Source organism: Blastococcus saxobsidens DD2, assembly GCF_000284015.1.
GTDB classification, from domain to species: domain Bacteria; phylum Actinomycetota; class Actinomycetes; order Mycobacteriales; family Geodermatophilaceae; genus Blastococcus; species Blastococcus saxobsidens_A.
The window spans coordinates 1,758,981-1,775,383 of sequence record NC_016943.1; the positions used below are offsets into that span (position 1 = coordinate 1,758,981).

At 70.8% G+C, this 16,403-nt stretch carries 12 protein-coding genes; 7 read left to right on the forward strand and 5 right to left on the reverse strand.

The annotated features are described in order from the left end of the window. Positions 1–48 precede the first annotated feature (48 nt). The 7 genes from BLASA_RS08225 (at position 49) to BLASA_RS24960 (ending at position 5,976) form a co-directional block, all read left to right on the forward strand. A complete protein-coding gene (locus BLASA_RS08225) occupies positions 49–615 on the forward strand; it encodes a hypothetical protein (RefSeq protein ID WP_014375637.1) in 567 nt (188 codons plus the stop codon). After that, the gene (locus tag BLASA_RS08230; protein WP_014375638.1) at positions 612–920 is read left to right on the forward strand and encodes a hypothetical protein; all 309 of its coding nucleotides are present in this window, start codon (positions 612–614) and stop codon (positions 918–920) included. The genes BLASA_RS08225 and BLASA_RS08230 overlap by 4 nt, the downstream gene beginning before the upstream one ends. After that, a complete protein-coding gene (locus tag BLASA_RS08235; protein WP_014375639.1) occupies positions 920–2,212 on the forward strand; it encodes a hypothetical protein in 1,293 nt (430 codons plus the stop codon). Before BLASA_RS08230 ends, BLASA_RS08235 begins: the two co-directional genes overlap by 1 nt. A gap of 12 nt (positions 2,213–2,224) precedes the next feature. Beyond that, positions 2,225–3,745 (forward strand): type IV secretory system conjugative DNA transfer family protein, encoded by a 1,521-nt coding sequence (locus BLASA_RS08240; protein WP_014375640.1) that lies wholly within the window; start codon positions 2,225–2,227, stop codon positions 3,743–3,745. Positions 3,746–3,849: 104 nt separating this feature from the next. Continuing rightward, positions 3,850–4,221: a hypothetical protein gene (locus BLASA_RS08245; protein ID WP_231839578.1), complete on the forward strand. Its 372-nt coding sequence runs from the start codon at positions 3,850–3,852 to the stop codon at positions 4,219–4,221. Positions 4,222–4,405: 184 nt separating this feature from the next. Beyond that, the gene (locus BLASA_RS08250) at positions 4,406–5,053 is read left to right on the forward strand and encodes an Abi family protein (protein WP_014375642.1); all 648 of its coding nucleotides are present in this window, start codon (positions 4,406–4,408) and stop codon (positions 5,051–5,053) included. A gap of 194 nt (positions 5,054–5,247) precedes the next feature. Beyond that, a complete protein-coding gene (locus BLASA_RS24960) occupies positions 5,248–5,976 on the forward strand; it encodes a hypothetical protein (protein ID WP_166486514.1) in 729 nt (242 codons plus the stop codon). Between the two features lie 101 nt (positions 5,977–6,077). Here the strand turns inward: BLASA_RS24960 and BLASA_RS08255 are convergent, their stop codons facing one another. The 5 genes from BLASA_RS08255 to BLASA_RS08275 all read right to left on the reverse strand — a co-directional run bounded on the left by BLASA_RS08255 (position 6,078) and on the right by BLASA_RS08275 (position 16,150). After that, positions 6,078–7,160, reverse strand: coding sequence for a hypothetical protein (locus tag BLASA_RS08255; RefSeq protein WP_041775678.1), 1,083 nt, complete (start codon positions 7,158–7,160; stop codon positions 6,078–6,080). Between the two features lie 258 nt (positions 7,161–7,418). Then, complete coding sequence (gene mobF / locus BLASA_RS26235) at positions 7,419–13,031, reverse strand: MobF family relaxase (RefSeq protein ID WP_166486729.1); 5,613 nt, start codon at positions 13,029–13,031, stop codon at positions 7,419–7,421. A 175-nt stretch (positions 13,032–13,206) separates the two neighbouring features. Then, positions 13,207–14,661, reverse strand: coding sequence for a hypothetical protein (locus BLASA_RS08265; RefSeq protein ID WP_014375252.1), 1,455 nt, complete (start codon positions 14,659–14,661; stop codon positions 13,207–13,209). Then, entirely contained in the window at positions 14,658–15,002 is a 345-nt protein-coding gene (locus BLASA_RS08270) for a helix-turn-helix domain-containing protein (protein WP_014375253.1), read from the reverse strand. Before BLASA_RS08270 ends, BLASA_RS08265 begins: the two co-directional genes overlap by 4 nt. Then, a complete protein-coding gene (locus tag BLASA_RS08275; protein WP_231839624.1) occupies positions 14,999–16,150 on the reverse strand; it encodes a tyrosine-type recombinase/integrase in 1,152 nt (383 codons plus the stop codon). Before BLASA_RS08275 ends, BLASA_RS08270 begins: the two co-directional genes overlap by 4 nt. Between the last annotated feature and the right edge of the window lie 253 nt (positions 16,151–16,403).

Consider the following 16,403-nt stretch of genomic DNA (forward strand, 5'->3'; position numbering starts at 1 on the left):
ACGCCCTTCCGGCGTCGCGATCCACAGCCGATCGCTCGGGGATGGGAAATGGCCGTCGCCGCAGTCGGTGGCGCCCTGATCGCTGTCGCACTGGCAGCCCTGGCCGGTCTCGGACTGGCCTCGGCGTTGTGGGGCGGTGGCTGGGTGTGGCCGCAGGGCACCGAGACGATCACCCACGTCCTCGGCGGGCTCCTGAGCGGCGATCCCGGCCGCGGCCTGCCACCGAATCAGCTGGCTCGGGTCGCCCGGCCGGTGCCGGTGTACGCGTGTGTTGCCGCCGCCGAGCTCGTCCTGCTGACCGCCGCCGTCATCACCGCTGTCCTGGTCGCCCGCCACCGGCGCCCGGGCGACGCCCGCGGCGGCATGGCCACCCGCAGGGAGGCCGAGCAAGCCCTCGGGCTGCGGCAGCTACGCGCCGGGCGAGCGGTCATCCGCCCGGACCGCTACCCGTCCAGAGGCAGCCGGGGACGCCTTCATCGCCTCCTGTCCACAGGCGGCAACGCAATCCGCGGTCGTCTCCACAGATCTGTTCCGACGACCACTTCCCGATCGACCTTCCCAGCACCGTCGACCCAGGCACCACCCGTCCGCACTGTGAAGGAGAACCCTCGATGAGCTCGACCGACGACGGCATGAACTCCGATCTGCTGGCCGCCCGGGCCGAGGCTGCGGCACTGTTCGCCGCCGCCTCCCGCAACGACCAGGCCGGAGCGACAGCGCAGCTGCACTGCCTCGCCGCCGCCACCGCCTTGCGCACGCCCAGCGGCCCAGTGCCCGCAACTGCCGACGCCACCGACCCCGACCGGCTCGTCGAGCAGGCGTTGCGCATCCTCGGCAACCTGCCCGCCGCTGATTTCGCACACCCCGACGTCCTCGCCGCCGCCCAGCACGGCCACCGAGCGCTGCGTGCGCCACGCTGATGGCCACGTCGCTCGGGCAGCTACTCGACGCCCTCGCCGACACAGCGCGAACCACGGACGACAGCGCAGCCGCGCGCGCCGATGCAGGCACCGCCTTGGGCCACCTGGGTCGGGCGCTGACCCACCTGCGCCACGACGGCGTCTCCCCATTCGCCGGCGATCGCCGCGAACAGCAGGTCGCCGACCTGGCTGCCGCCTGCACAGAGCTCGGCGTCCGCGCTCCAGCGACCGAGTCGGCGTTGACCCGGTTGGCGGCTGCCGCAGCCGACACTGTCGGCGTCCTGTACGACCACACCACCGTGACCAGCCGGTGGGCCGTCGCCACCGCCGTAGCCGAGACAGTGACGCCGCTGGCCGAGGTGGTCGCCCACCGCCTGCCTGCCGGTCCGGCGACGCAGTGGCACACCGAGGTCGAGCGTCAGGCGGCCCTCGTCCAGCAGACAGCCGCGCTGCAACCGCCGACACGCGCCGACGTCGCCATCCTCGACCGCCCCGTTCCAGGTCCCGCGGTCAATGCGTCCGTCGACCCAGCACGCGTGGTCCCCGACGCCATCGGCGTCCTACTCCAGGCCACGGCCCGAGCCAATGATCCACCGTCGGTCACCGAGGTCCTGGCCTACACGATCGCCGCCCAGACACTCAGCTCTTCTGCGGCGCGCCTCGGCTCGACCGACGCACCACCGGCAGGTCAGACGACGGCGGCCGACGCCTGGCGCGCCGTCCGAACAGCCCTGCGTCCGTACGACGACGGCAGCCGCCGCTTCCACCAGCACACACCATCCGGCGTGACCGCAGCGGGTCGCCTCCATGCCGTCCTCCGCTCCGAGCCCGACCCGGCCACCTGGACGGCGTCCCTGCGCGCATCGGTCACGTCCGCGGCTCAGCACCTGCCAACTCTCGCCACGCAGCTGCTCTACCGCACCGTCCGGTCCTGGGCGGACAACGGATCGCTGATCGCCTACGCCCGTGATGTGCCGCCGCGCGAGGAGCGGGTGGCCGCGTACCTGCGCGGATATCAGTCCGGCGGGCTGGTTCGCGTCGACGCGACCGACCTGCAACCGGTCGCCGGAGCCCTGCACAACGCCCGCCTGCTCTCCCTCGCCGTTGCGGACCGGGCAGCCGATCCGGGCGCCCGCGCGATCGCCGGCTTCCCGCGCCGGGCCTGGGCCGCGAATCGGGCGCTGCTCGACGACCCGCAGACGCCGGTCGCGCTCAGCGTGGCCATCCAGCAGGCCCACCAGCAGCTGCAGGCGGCACGAGCCCAGCGGTCCGGGCCGAGCCGGGCACGCTGAAAGGAGAGACGGATGCTCACGTCAAGGTTCGACCCGACCGACGTCGGCTGGCGGCTGGGCCGCTCCTCCCAGCCGCACGGGGTGGAGCTGTGGTGCCGGTATGACCGCACCACCGGCGTCTACGGCGAGCAGGGGTCCGGCAAGACTCTCGACCTGCTCGCTCCCGCCCTGCTGGCCCACCGCGGCGCCGGCCTGGCGACGCTGACCAAGGTCGACGATTTGCTGCTGACCGCCGGACGACGGCAACGGCCCGCTGGCCCCGACGAGCCGCCGCGCCCCGTCGCGGTGCTCGATCCGTTCGGTGCGGCACCGGGATTGCCGGAGCTGGTGTGGGATCCGGTCGCTGGCTGCGTCGATCCTCGGATCGCCGAACGACGAGCCAAGGCGTTCGCCGCCGGCACCGTCGCCGGCGCGGTCACCGGCGGCCGGCAGGACAACGCCGCCCGGTTCTACGCCGCGGAGACCGCCAAGGTGCTGCAAGGATTCCTGCACGCGGCGGCACTCACCGGCCGCACCCTGGAGCACGTCCTGGAGTGGGTCGCCAACCCTGTCGCCGCCGAGCAGCCCGCCGAGATCCTGCAGCAGCATCCGCACGCGGCCCGGTTCTGGGACGGGCTGCTGATCGGCGCGCTGCACGGCAGCCCGGACACCGTCGGCAACACTGCGACCACCGTCCAGCAAGCGATGGCGCTGTTCTTCCAGCCGGACATCAGGGCGCGCTGCGTGCCCTCGCGAGGGCGGTCGGCGACCAACCTGGCCGACCTCATCACCCGGCAGGGAACGGTGTACCTGCTCGGCCGGGAGGACCCCTACGCCTCGGCGGCGCCGCTGATGACCGCGGTCGCCGAACACGTCCTCGACACCGCCTTGCACGTCGCCGCCGCCTCGCCGCACGGGCGGCTGACCCCGTGCTTCCTGGCCTGCCTCGACGAACTGCCGTCCACCACACCGCTGCCGACCCTGCGGGTGCGGATGGCCAACGAACGCGCGCTCGGTCTCTCGTTCATCTACGCAGCCCAGACCTGGAAACAGATGGCCGTCTCCTACGGCGAGGACGAGGCCCGCTCGCTGTTCGGGCTCACCAACAACCTCGTCATCTTCGGCGGCGGCAAGGACGTCCACTTCTACCGGGAACTGTCCGACCTGCTCGACGACGTGCGGATCAGCCGGCGGACCGTCACCGAGGGGCCAGGCGGTATGGGCACGTCCCGATCGGGTGAGGACGTACGGGTGCTGCGCCCCGGCGACATCCGTCGCATCCCCGAGCGGCACGCTCTCGTCGTCGCAGGCACCGCTCCGCCGATCATCGCCCGGTTGCGGCGCTGCCTCGACGGCAAGGACGGTCAGCAGCTCACGACCGAGCTCGACGCCGCCCGTGCGCGTGTCAGCCGCGCCCGACCCGACACCGCCGACGTACAGCAGCGCACGGCTGCTGCGCTGGCCTACGCCCGTGACCACCGGCTCGTCCCAAGCCGGCACGCCGACCCGGCCAACTCGCCGGCCGTACCGCAGCCCGAGGCGGGGTCCTGGTGATTGTGCTGCCGTTCCCACCGCCGCCTGGCGCGGTACTGCGTGCGCTCGAACTCCTGAAGAACGCGCGTCGAGGTGACCGCGGGGGAGTAGCCCAAGCCGGCGCCGTGGCGGACCTCGAGCGCCCCTGGGAACCGGCCACCTGCACCGGGGAGCTGGGCGCAGCGGTCTGGAGCTGGTGTGACGACGTCGTCGCGTGGATTAACCACGAGTACGCGTGGCGGCCCGCGCAGATGGTCCCGGCCTGCTGGCCCCACCACGCCCACATCGCCCGGGAGCTACCCGTGCTGGCGGTGCTGCGGTGGGAAGCAGAGAACGCAGCAGGTCCGCAGCTGATGGAGGAATGGAACCGCTACGCCTTCCCGATGTTCTGCGACCGCATGGCTCAACGGCTCGGGGAGAGCACCTGCCGCACCGGCCGGCACCAGGACTGGCCCGCCGAAAGCCGCTACACCGCCTTCCTCGACGCCTCCCGTTGATGACGAGGGCAGGCACCAGCGGCTCACCACGAGGGAGGGAGCGGACGGAGGCATGGAAAAGACGTAGCCCCGGCGACATGACCAGAGGTCAGCGGTCCACCGGGGCTTTCACACTCACTCTACGCCCGAGTGGGATGTGATGACAACGCCGACGCCACCGGCCTTACCGCCGGCCGGTCGCTGGGTGGAGGCCTGGCTCAGTGCCCCGCGATTCGCGGTCTACCTTGCCGCCACCGGCGCGGACCGGGACCGGGCGTTGGCTTTGTACGAGTGGAACGCCCAGCTCAGTGCCGCGCTCATGCACGACCTGGCGCACGTGGAGGTCGGGCTGCGCAACGCCTACGACGCCGCCCTGTCCGCTCGCTGGCCCGGGCCTCCGCATTGGACCCTGGCTGCAGACACGGTCTTCGCTCCGGTGTATCGCACGCGGGGACGGCGCCGCGTCGACGTGAACGACAAGCCCCGGGACAGCCTGCGCCAAGCAATCGCGAACGCCGGCGGCCGGACTGCCCCGCCAGGGAAGATCGTCGCCGAGCTCATGTTCGGCTTCTGGCGCTACCTCAGCTCCGCGGCGCACGAGAAGACGCTGTGGGTTCCGGCTCTGCACCGCGCCTTTCCTCCGGGCACTGACCGCGCCGTCCATATCGACGGCCCCGTCGGCCGTTTGCACGAGCTGCGCAACCGCGTGGCGCACCACGAACCCTTGTTGACCACCGACGTCGTCGGCCGGCTAGCCGACTTGATAAGTCTCTCCGGCCGCCTCGATCCTCAGCTGGGCCTGTATCTGCAGCACACCAGCACGGTGGCCGACCTCCTGGCCAACCGGCCGTAGCGCTATGGGGTCTCGGCGGGGCGGTGCACGTCAAGGCTGAGCCTTGGCTCCGCTGAGGTAGGCGACGAGTGACAGCGCTCAGGGTCGGCGCCCACTCCGGAGGAGGGAATGCGTCATGGCTGACCACTAACGTCGGTGGGGTGATAGATGACCCCGAGTTCGTCACGCCTCACCACCGAGTCATCAAGTTCCTCGTGGGTGACCGCAAGCTCGGCCGGTGGAGCTACGGCTGGCGTATGGGCGCCGGTGGGACGTCCTTCTACATCAAACCTCTGGTCGCCTGGGCGCAGGAGATCAAGGTGAGCTTGCATGGGCCAGATCCCGCTCGTGGCCTGCGCGGCGGCTACAAGGTTGAGCTGGATGCATCAGCAAGGGGTGCCGTCGACGCTGTGGCTGAGGTGGGGCGGATGAAGAACAACTGGCCGGATCGTCAGTGGTTCTCCGGTGCGCGAGTAACAGATGATGTCGATCTCGTTATGCGGCTTCGCTTTCCCTGGGACCTGTTCACTCGGGATTCGCATCCGGTGCAAGCGCCGGCCGATCCTCGAGCCAGGGAGTTCGGCGGATTTATTGCAGTGCCACAGTCGGACTACGCCGTAGACGTCGAGGTCCTGGTCTGCAAGACTAAGCCGTGGTGGCCAAACGAGAGGCAAGCCCGGATCGACAACGCGTGCCTGGGTCCGGTTCTGAACAAGTCGGGTCAGTACTTGACGGCAGTCGTCGTCCATCGTGAGATCGCTGCAGAACCCTCGCCACTGGTGCGGCATCAACCGGCGGGTCAGGTTGGTGGTCCACCGCAGTTTGATCGAGTCCGCGGACTAGGAGCACAACTCGACGACCGCGGATTTCTTTGGATCCATGAGATGTGGATCTCTCGGTCCGCCCTGCAGGCCGCATGCCTCACCGCCTTCAGGTCAGCTTAGAGCACGTATGGGGGTCGGGATTGCGGCGGTCGTCAGTAGGCTTATGGCTGCGGCGGCAGACCGACAATCGACAACATCTCGTAGATGAAGTGTGACCCGGGTCAGTCATCGACGATGATGGCGGTGCTTCCTGGGGCTGTCTGCTTGAGCTCGACGATGCCGTTGGCAGTCTCGACACTCAGCCCGCGCGAAGTACCGGTCTTAGTTGAGACGGTGAGCGCTTGACGGTAGCCGAGGACTTCTCGAACGATCGCCTCCGGTGGGGGCCCGAGTAGAAGACCGGGATGCCTAGGTTTAGCCTCGTCTGGCCCCACGAAGCGGTCGGCTGCCGCCGTCGCGAAGACCGATGCCCACACAGTGGAAAGCATCAGCGCTTCGGCGATAAGCGGCGCAGGGCGCAGGTTGAGCACGGTTATCTCCCAGGACCCGGCGTGCTCGTGGCGTCCCGGGAGGCGCTCCAAGAATTCGATCGCCCTTGCATCGACGATGCTGGAGCCGCTCTTAATGGCCGACAGTCGAACGCTGCCGTCGGGCGCCGGGGATTCTGCCATAAAGTTGACCCGCAATTCATCATGCGCTCGTACCGCGAGGCCATGCTTGAGCTTATTGTTGCCGACGCTGGCCTCTAACCCCTCGCCTACGAGCAGTCGCATAGCGCGCTGCACCCATCGCCAGTGCATCCGGATTGCGGATACTACGTTTGAGGGTGGGTCTTCAGCTAACGCCTTCACGTCTGCAGCGGGCATAAAGAGGTTCGCGGGAACTTCTCCTTGTCCTGCGAAGTCGCGGAGCTCCTTCACGAGCTCATAGCCGGAGTCCCGATTGCTGGTTAGCGACACCCAGATATTCGACCCCGGGGTATTCCACCCGGTGATGACGGCGTGGACCAACCGGAGGAGCGATTCGGCGAGGTGGTGACGAAGGGCGAAGGCGTCAAGTGCCCGTTGCAGCTCCCGTTCGGCTTCCGTCGGTGCCGTCATGGATAACAGGCTCTCGTCAAGGCCGTAGCCGGTTACTTGGGCAGCGAGCGCCGAGCGGTAGTCGATCGGTGTCGGCTCGCGCAGCAAGTCGTCGATCCGCGCACGCCAGTAAGAAGCTGGATTGGAGGCGAAGAATGTGTCGTCCAGACGTGCAAGCTGCTCTGGTGTCAAGCTCGACGAATCACTGGTCGGGTACAGCGGCATCTCCCTTCGGTGGCGTTCGGCGTCTAGGTCACCTGATTGTGTCTCCGCGGACACTGCAGCCGCCACCGCTGTAAACCTCGCATGCGCGCACATCCGTCCGTGGGTCGATGCGCAGCTGCGTCGTGCGCCCCTGTCTCGGGCCCCGCGCTTAACGCTCACTCGAGACGCGCAAGTAAGTTCCAAGGCGGCCGGTGTGCGTGTCGGCGTAGTTTGTGCCGGTGGTGGAGACGTCGTGCAGCGCCCGCCCTTCTAACGGCGTCACAACGGTTGACGTGGCCGCGGCCGAGCTGCGAGGCGAGGGTGCCGGCCCTGGGATGCAGCCCGCTCAGCTGCCTGCGCACTGTCGGCCAGCCTTTCCGGCCCTGTCTCCGTTGCGGATATCACGGGGGCGGGGGACTCCATCCCCAGGCCAATGACCGGCTCGGGCAGCTGGCCGGGCAACACTGTCCGTGCCGGCACGTGAGCACCCTCTATCCGAGCCCGAGCGGCGTCGAAGACTTCCGACAGCGCGATGTCGGGCGCGATGCCGGTGCTGGCCACCACTCGAGTGAGATGCGCCGGCCAACTCGTCGACGGGACGGCGGCGATGACGACCGCGGCGCGGCGAGCGGCGTGTACCTGGCCTTCGACGGTGTCCAGCTGGTCGGCGTAGACGGCGACGCGGGCGTCGATGAGCGCGCCAGCCAGGCTTGGGGAGGCCGCGAGAGCCTGGCGCAGAGCGGCGGCGCCGCCCGTCTCCAGCAGCTCGGCGGGGTCCTTGCCGGTCGGAATGGCGAGGTGGCGGGGATCGTCACCACGGGCGGTGAGCTGCCAGAAGATGCGCTGGGCGGCCCGCTGTCCAGCCCGGTCGGCGTCGGTGGCGACGATGATCCCGGGTTTTCCGCCGCCGATGAATGGGCGTAGCGCGTCGGCCTGTGCGTCGGTGAAGGCCGTGCCCAGTGGGGCGATGCCGACGTAGTCGCCGTCGACAGCGAGGGTGACTGCCAGCGCGTCGAGGGGGCCTTCCACGAGGACCGGGACGGCGCCGGCAGCCAAGGCCGCAGCGCCTTCGGTCAGGCCGTACAGCTCGCTGCCCTTGGTGAACAGCTCGGTCTCCGCGGTGTTGAGGTACTTGGGGACGGCGTGGTCCCCGTCCTCGTCGTGGTCGGGGTTGCGGCGGCCGATCCAGCCGTGGATCTCCTCGCCGTCGCGGATGGCGAAGACCAGCCGGTCGCGGAAGCGGTCGATGACCCGGCCGGTGGATGCGTAGCTGCCAAGGCCGGCGGCGACGATCTCGGCGTCCGTGGCGCCGAGGCGGCGCAGGTGGCTGGTCAGCGCGGTCCAGCTGTCGGGGGCGTACCCCACGGTGAACCGGTCCTCTCCCGCCAGATCGGTGCCGAGCCGGTCGGTCAGGTAGGCAGGTGCCCAGGAGCCGCGGTAACGGGCGGTGAAGAAGTCGGCGGCCTGCTGGTTGAGCTCCAGGAGATGGTCCCGGTCAACGCGAACTCCCTCTTCTTCGTCAGCCCGGTCAGTTGCGGCTCGGTGACTCGGTTTCGCGGCCCGGCGATCGGTTTGTGCAGAGACGTGATGCTCGTCAGCGCCCGGGTCGTCCCCGTACAGGTCCTCATGGAGAAGTTCGGTGTCGTCGGGTTCCACCAGACCGGCCAGCCAGTCGTCGTCGGCAACTCCGTCGGCTGTGGGCAGGTGTTCGAGGTCGGTCGGCGGCGTCGGCGCGTGTGCGCGTGCGGCGGACGCCGGGTCGGTGAGCACGCGGATCCGCCACACCAGGGCGGTGGCCAGCTCATCCGGGCGCAGTTGGTCGTCGTCGGAGTGACCGGCGTGCAGCAGGTCATGGGCCGTGGACAGCACCTGGTCGGGCTGCCAGCCGGCGTGGCGTGAAGCGGCGACGGCGGCGACCAGGGCGGGCCAGGCAGGGTCGGCGACCACCCGCTCGGCGGTTTCAGGGCCGAGGACGGTGGCCAGAACTGGGGTCCAGTCGGGGCGCAGCGTCTCGGGGACGGAGGAATCGGTGGCGGTCATCGCGGCGGGGGAGAGGTGCCGACACAGTCGCCACCACAGCGCGGCGGCGGGCTGCTCGTCCGGCAGGGGACGTTCGGCGGCCACGGCGTGGACAAGCGCGGTGATGTCGATGCTGGCGCGGTCGGCGGCGGCGAGCCGCTCGGCCAGGACCGGCCAGTAGGGGTCGCCGGCGATGCGTGGGTCGATGCTGTCGACGAGCGGCGCCCAGCGCCCGGTGAGCGCGCGTCTGTCGCCGAGCAGCCGCGTGACGCGGTCGTCAAGCGCCCGCTGGGCCCGGGCGTCAGCGGCGCGCGGCAGCGCCGGGCCGGTGGGACGGCGGTCGGCGTCGTCAACGCCGTGGGCTGTGCGCCAGACGGCGAGATCGGCGACCAGCTGAAGATCGCGGTCGATGAGCGGACGCGCCCACGCGGGAGCGCTGGTGGGGGTCCAGGCGCGTGCACGGGCGGCGACGTCGACGGCCGGTGAGCTGACCTGGTCGGCGGAGTCGGCGAGGTAGGGGCCCCACTCGAGGTCGTCGCCGAGCGCCTTCGGAAGGCCGGGCAGCCACGGCAGGGGGCCGGTCCCGGCCGAGTGATGCCCGGTGGAGTCGATGCGCCAGTCCAGGACCGCGGCCACATCGCGGGCGTCGTCCAGACGTCGATCCAAGGCCAGGGCCTGCCGGAGGACATCGGAGGGATCACGACCCGAGACCGCACACAGCGCCAGGTGCGCGCGCAGGACGGGGTAGGCCGCCTGCATGGTCAGGCCCGGCATCGCGGCGTCGGCGGCAGCGTCGATGGCCTGGAGCACCTCCAGGCCCAGGCGCTCTTCCGCGGCGGTGTTGAGCGCGTCGTAGTACCGATCTGCGGCGCAAGCGAGCAGAGCGGCGGGATCGGTCAGCCCGCGGGCCTGGCTGGTGGCCGAGGTCGGAGCGCCGTCGCGAGCCAGCACACGAGTCAAGACGTCGACGGCGGTGGGTGGCAGCAGCGCGTCGCGGGTGATCACGCTGTGCGGGTCGCCGTCGCCGGCGGTCGTGAGGAAGAGGTGGTTGGCGTGCCGGCCGCGGGTCAGGGCGACGTAGAGCAGTTGGCGCGACTCTTCGCCGGTTGCGACGGTGTAGCAGGTGTCGGCGGTGAGGCCTTGCGCGCCGTGCACGGTGGTGGCGTAGCCGAGGCTGACGTGGTCGCTGACGTAATCGGCGGGCAGGGTGAGGCGCCGTCCGGTGCGCTGGTGGACGACGTCGAGGGTGCCGGTGTCGCGGACGGCGGTGACCGTGAACCGGTCGCCGTTCTTGACCCAGTCGGTGGCGCTGATCGGGAGGGTGCGCTCGTTGCGGCGGGTGATGACCGCATCGCCGGCGGAGGCCTGTGAGGCGTCGGCGAGGGTGACCTGTGGCCCGACCGGCCCGTTCTGCTGGGCGAGTCGGTCGCGGCGGGCACGGGTGTTCAGTTCGCCGACCAGCTCCCGCGTCGGCGCCAGCATGATGGCGTCGCGCCCGGCAGCGCGGTCGGTCGACCAGGCGGTGTAGGCGTCGTCGGTGACCGTGGTCAGGTCCCCGACGTGCACCCGTCCGTGATCGATGTAGTAGGCGAGGGCGGCCGGGTCGCCGTCGCGCAGCGCCAGTGACGCGGCGCCCTCGGCGTGGTCGGGAGCGCCGGTGTCAGGGTCGGTGAAGCGCAGGACCTGCGAGAGGGTGACCGCACCGTGGGTGGCGGCGATGTCGCGCAGCACTCCGCCGGCGCCAATCGCCGCCAGCTGCTGGTCATCGCCGATCAGCCGGACCGACCCGCCGGCGTCGGTGACGAACGCGATCACCCGGGCCAGGTCGGGAGTGTTGGCCATGCCGGCTTCGTCGATGACCACGAGGCTGTCCGGGCCGATGCGCGCGACCCAGGTCGGGACGGCGTTGCCGGTGGCCAGTGCGTGGATCAGCTTGGCGAGGGTGTCGGTGTCGGTGCCGACTTCCTCACCCAGCACCGCGGCCGCAGCTGCCGAGGGCGCCAGGCCCACGACGTTCCCACCGCCGGCCCGCCATGCCCCGGACAGCGCACGCAGGGCGGTGGTCTTGCCGGTGCCTGCCGGGGCCAGTGCCAGTTGCACCCGGGCTCCGGAGGTGGCCAGCTCGCGGACCAGCTGCACCTGGCCAGGGTTGAGCTCGACCCGGTTGGCGGTGGACTCCAGCAGCGCGACGTCGACGGCCGCAGCCGGCACCACGCGTCCGTCGCGGCGTCCGGCCGCTGCGAGGATGGCGCGCTCGGCGGCGAGGATCTCGGTCGAGGTGTACAGCTCCGAACCGGCCACGGTGTAGACGGAACTGCCGTCCGAGCGGCGCAGCGCCGGTGGCTCGGTCACCGGCTCGCGGTTGCCCAACGGCGTCGACAGGGACAGCGCTCTGTCGACGACGGCGTTGATGGCTCGGTCAAGATCGGTCAGCCGGATCGCGGCGGCGCGGGCCTGCCGCTCGGCCTCGGCGCGGACGTGGTTCACCTGCCAGGTCGCGCGCGAGCTCTGCACCGCCGACAGCACGTGCTGGGCGGTCTGGTCGACCCATCTGCGCGTCGGGTGCTCCGCTTGGGGTCCGCGGCGGGGGGCGAGTGCACTGCGGAGGTAGTCGCGCAGGCCGCTCTCCCCGCCCAGCACCGCCAGCGCCTCGGTGCGCCAGGCGGCGCGCTGTTCGGCGTAGGAGCGGGGCTCGTGCTTGCGGTGGCGGGTCTCCAGGTTGGCCCGCTGCGCAAGCGACACGGCCTCTTTCGGCGTCGGCGGCCGCCCGTGGTCTGCCTGGAACGCTGCCGACAGCTCCGCACGGCGGGTGTCGATCGACGCCCGCCGTGACGACCAGAGCCGGGGAAGCTCGCCGTCAACGCCGACGATCTCGCGCACCGGGCGCTTGCTCGGGTCGGCGCCGGGGCGGTCGGCGAAGCGGACGCCGAGTCGCTCGGTGAGCAGGGCTTGCAGGCGGGTGTTGTACCGCTCGGAGGCGGTGACGTTGTTCTTGTAGAGCAGCCGACCGTCCAGCGCCAGCCACCGCCCGTCGCGGGTCTGCACCTTGTTGCTGACGGCCACGTGGGTGTGCAGATCCGGGTCGCCGGCTCGTGAGTCGCGGTGGGTGAACGCCGCCGCGATCAGCCCGCGTACCTCCACCTGCGCCACTCCGTTGCGGCCCGTGCGGGTGTAGGCGGCGTGGTCCTCCAACCAGGTCAGCGTGTCTGTCACCGCGTCGGCGTGCGCCCGCTCGATGACGGATGCGACCTCTGGCGGAGCGATCGCCCACAGCGTGGAGACGCTCTTGACCGGGCTGAACGTCAGGTCGTACCCGGCGACCGCGGTGGTGGCCTGGCGGGAAACGCGGGCCAAATGACCGGACAACTCGCGGGCGTCGGCCGGCGGACGGCCGTAGGTCTCGACGAACATCGTCGAGGCCAGCTCGGTGCGGATTCGGGCTCGTTCCTCGACCGGCACGGGGGTGTCCGCGGGCAGTCCGAGCGCGGTGTTGTGGTCCCGGAACGCCCCTGCTGAGCGGCGGTGGAACATGTTGGCCTGCTCGTGAATGCGGTAGGGCGCGCCCAGGCGGCTGGCCTGATCGATCTCCTGCGGGTTCTTACCGGCCAGCTGCGCGTCGCGCTCGATCTGGTCGGCGTTCGGGTGCCGCCCCTCCCCGAACAGCGCGACCATCTGCGCCTCGGTGACCCGCTCACCGACCGGAAAATCGGGCACGGCGGCAAGCCCGCGTCCCATCCAGACGCCCGGAACTTCCCCTTTCTCGCTGTAGTAGTAGCCCAGGTTGTCGAACCCGCGGGTGGTGGCGTCGTGCGCAGCCACCTGGCGGGTCAGATACGTGTATCCGTCCCCCGCGGTGAGCTTGTGCAGCGTCATCACGACCCGACAGTCGCGAGCATCTCTGCCACGCTCCGGCGCCGTGGAGCATCGACAAGGGGCGGTCTATCGGTGGAGGCGCATATCGGAACCACCTCCTATTGCCCGTCTCCGGTCGGCTCCGCCGACGACGGCGGGGAGGGAGCCTGGTCGTCGGTGGGAGAGCGTCGTGGTGTCAGGCCCGTCGCATGGCGGCGTACTGGCTCCAGTCCCGGGCGGCGAGGGCGGCCCAGCGGGTGGCGGTGTTCGTGCTGAGGCCGAGCAGTTCGGCCAGGATCGGCACCGGCATCCGGGCGGCGAGGTCGAACATCGCGGCCTTGCGGGCGGCGGAGGGCCGGATGCCCAGAGCGACGAGCTGGGAGCGGATGTTCTCGGTGACCAGGTGCTTTCCGGGCAGACCGCCGGGAAACAGCCAGCGGTCGGGGCGGCTGGCGTAGGAGGCCTGGCCGCGGCGGGCCAGCTGGTCGAGCACGAGCCGGTCGAGCGGATCGGGCAGCTGGATGGGGGCTGCGTCGAAGGTGACGGTCACGGCTCCGTCGGGCTCGGTGGTGATCTGGTCGGCGCGCATGCGGCAGATCCGGGCCAGCGGCTGGGCGAACAGCAGCATGAACAGCCCGCCGATGCGGACATAGAGGCGGATGTCGTCGTCGTGCAGCAGCCGCTCGACCTGCTGCCAGCGGCGCTGGTCGGAGAGGGTGACCTGCGGCAGCGGCCGCTCGGCGCCGGGAACGTGCAGGTCGGAGCCGACGCCGCTGCGTTGTGTCCAGTCCAGGAACACCTTCAGGCTTCGGCCGCGGCCGGGATGGCTGACCAGGTAGTCGTCGAGCTGGGCCTGGGTGGCGGTGGCGAGGGTGGCGTTGTGCTCGTCGAGCCAGCGCAGGAACCGGGCGGCACCGAGCACGGCGGCGCGGGCGTGCTGCACCCCGCCGCGGGTGACCCGGTCACGCTCGCCGAGGAGCCGTAGCCGGCGCAGCAGCTGCCAGCGGGCGAATCGGTCAATCACCTCGGCGTGGGGTTTGGGCAGGTCGGTGAGGAGCTCGCGCAGCCACGGGACGATGCGTTCGACGGCCAGCTGGTAGGGCGGCAGGACGCCGAGCGCGGCGAGCAGATCGCGCACGTAGTCGACCGACCGGGTGGCCGGCAGAGCCGCGAAGGCGGCGTGGGAGATCTCCAGCTCGCCGCGGGCCATGTCCCGCAGGATGTCCGGGCGGGCCGAGGCACGGGTCAGCCAGTAGAGCGTGGTCTGCGGCCGCGGCCCGGCCATCAGGGCGTCGAAGACCGGCTGCAGCTTCGGGTGGATGTCTCCGGTCGGGTCGGTGAGCAGCTCGGTGAGCTGCTGGCGCAGGGTGCAGGGCCCGCAGTGGCGGCCGAATGGGCTGTCTTCGCGGCCGCAGGACGGGCAGGCGTAGACCGGCTCGTGGCCGGTGCAGCCGGCGCAGGCCGGGCGGCGCTGCGGGTCGTAGAAGGCCAGCACCTTCAGCTGGCCGCAGCCCGGGCACGGCTTGGCCGTGCGACGGAAGCGCAGCATGCAGCGCTGGCAGACCCGCTGCTCGAGGATCTTCCGATGGCAGGGCCGCAGCTCGCCGCACTGCCCGCAGGTGGTGGTCGACCAGCCGCGCGGAGCGCTCACCGGTCCTCGTGCGGGCGCCGGACGGTGGCGCGGATCGGGCGGAGGTCACCGATGCCCAGCCCCTCCCGCGCCGCATCGACGGTGCCGGTCTTGGCCTGTTCGGCCTGTTCGACGACGGGTTCGAGCAGCTCGGCGGGGGTGCAGCCGAGAATGTCGCAGAGCGCGGCGAGCAGGTCGACGTTGACCCGCTGCGGCGGGGTGGTGACCAGCTTGTGCACGTACTGGCGGGTCAGGTGCACCCCGCGCTCGGCCAGCAGCGGCACCAACTCGCTGGTCTGGAAGATGCCGCGGGAGGCCATCACCTGCCGCAGGTGCCAGCGCATCACCAGCCGCCGAGTCATCGGCGCACCTCCGTCCCGGTCGTCATCCCGGTCGTCGCCCCGGTGGCCTCCGTGGTTGTCGATGGCGGCTTGTAGACGCGGCCGAGCGCCGCCTGCAGCGTCTTGTTCTTGAAGTCGTTGCTGACCGAGGTGTAGATCGCCGTCGTCGAGGCGTAGGCGTGCCCGACCTGTTCCTGCACGAACCGCTCCGGATAGCCGAACTCGATCAGGTGCGTGACATAGGAGTGCCGCAGGCAGTGCAGCGTCAGCTCCGGGGCGAGCCCGGCGCCGGCGCGCAGCACCGCGAACCGCTTGTCCAGGTGCTTGGTCGAGACCCGGGTGAGCCGCTCGGTGACCCACAGCGCCGGATGGTCCGCGGGCCGCAGGATGGGCCGGGCCTGCTCGGCCCACTGCCGCAGCCCGGCGATCGCCCAGTCGAACTCCGGGACCGCCAGCACCGTGCGCCGGCGTGGAACGCCGCCGCGGATGGCCTTGCCGTAGCGCACGTGCACCGACCCGTAGCCGCCCCAGTCCGGCACGTGCGGGTTGGGTCGCAGGTCGGCCACGTCGAGGCGGCACAGCTCGTTGCGGCGCAGCCCGAAGGCGTAGCAGGTCTTGATCATCTGCGCGTCCCGCAGCGCGGCGAGCGCACCCTTGCGTCCGGACTTGACGATCACATCCACCTGACGGTCCAGGTGGTCGAACAACTGCTCCAGCTCGTCGTAGGACAGCGGGCGCCGGGCCGGTTGTCCCTCGTACTCGGTCAGGTGCGCGACGGTGTTCCACTCGTGACACACCTGGCTGGGCACCTGCCCGAACCGGTCGCGGCACTGCCGGGGCCACTCGTAACGGGCGTCGGTGAGGTAGTCGCAGAACATCCGCAGCGTCAGGTGGTAGCCGCGGATCGTCGCCGGCGCCATCCGCCGCTCACCGGAGGTGAGCCCGACGGTGAAGTCCTCGACGTCGGCCGGCGTCCACGACCACGGGTAGGAGCCGGCGAACTCGGTGAACCGGCGCAGCAGTGACAGCCGCGAGGAGACGGTGGCATCGGAGAGCATCCGCGACTTCTGCTGCCTGGCCCAGCCGGTCAGCATGCCCTCGAACACCGCAGCCGGCTCGTCCAGATGAGCGACGCCCTCGACCAGAACCAGTCCCGCCGAGCCCGGCACCTGCGCCAACCCCGCACCCCACCCTGTCAACGGAAACACGACAATGTCGCGTCAACGTAGCAAGAGCAGGATGGTCCCCAGGTCAGCGACGCGCGCACCGCCGACCCGCCGGCGAATAGACGTGCAGCGTGCGCCCGCAGTGTCAACTTTCCGTCAATAGGCGGCCCTTCGGGCCGTGATGCATGAGGTGTGTCAGGTCGGAGGGGTCGGGGTGACGCCGGCTCCGGGCGCCGGTCTGCTTGTCCTGTCCGGC

Coding starts and splice junctions, on each gene's coding strand:
- BLASA_RS08255 (WP_041775678.1), bottom strand. CDS start 7,160: ATGCCGCTGTACCCGACCAGTGATTCGTCGAGCTTGACACCAGAGCAG.
- BLASA_RS08270 (WP_014375253.1), bottom strand. CDS start 15,002: ATGACTCGGCGGCTGGTGATGCGCTGGCACCTGCGGCAGGTGATGGCC.
- BLASA_RS08225 (WP_014375637.1), top strand. CDS start 49: ATGGCCGTCGCCGCAGTCGGTGGCGCCCTGATCGCTGTCGCACTGGCA.
- BLASA_RS08235 (WP_014375639.1), top strand. CDS start 920: ATGGCCACGTCGCTCGGGCAGCTACTCGACGCCCTCGCCGACACAGCG.
- mobF (WP_166486729.1), bottom strand. CDS start 13,031: ATGACGCTGCACAAGCTCACCGCGGGGGACGGATACACGTATCTGACC.
- BLASA_RS08240 (WP_014375640.1), top strand. CDS start 2,225: ATGCTCACGTCAAGGTTCGACCCGACCGACGTCGGCTGGCGGCTGGGC.
- BLASA_RS08230 (WP_014375638.1), top strand. CDS start 612: ATGAGCTCGACCGACGACGGCATGAACTCCGATCTGCTGGCCGCCCGG.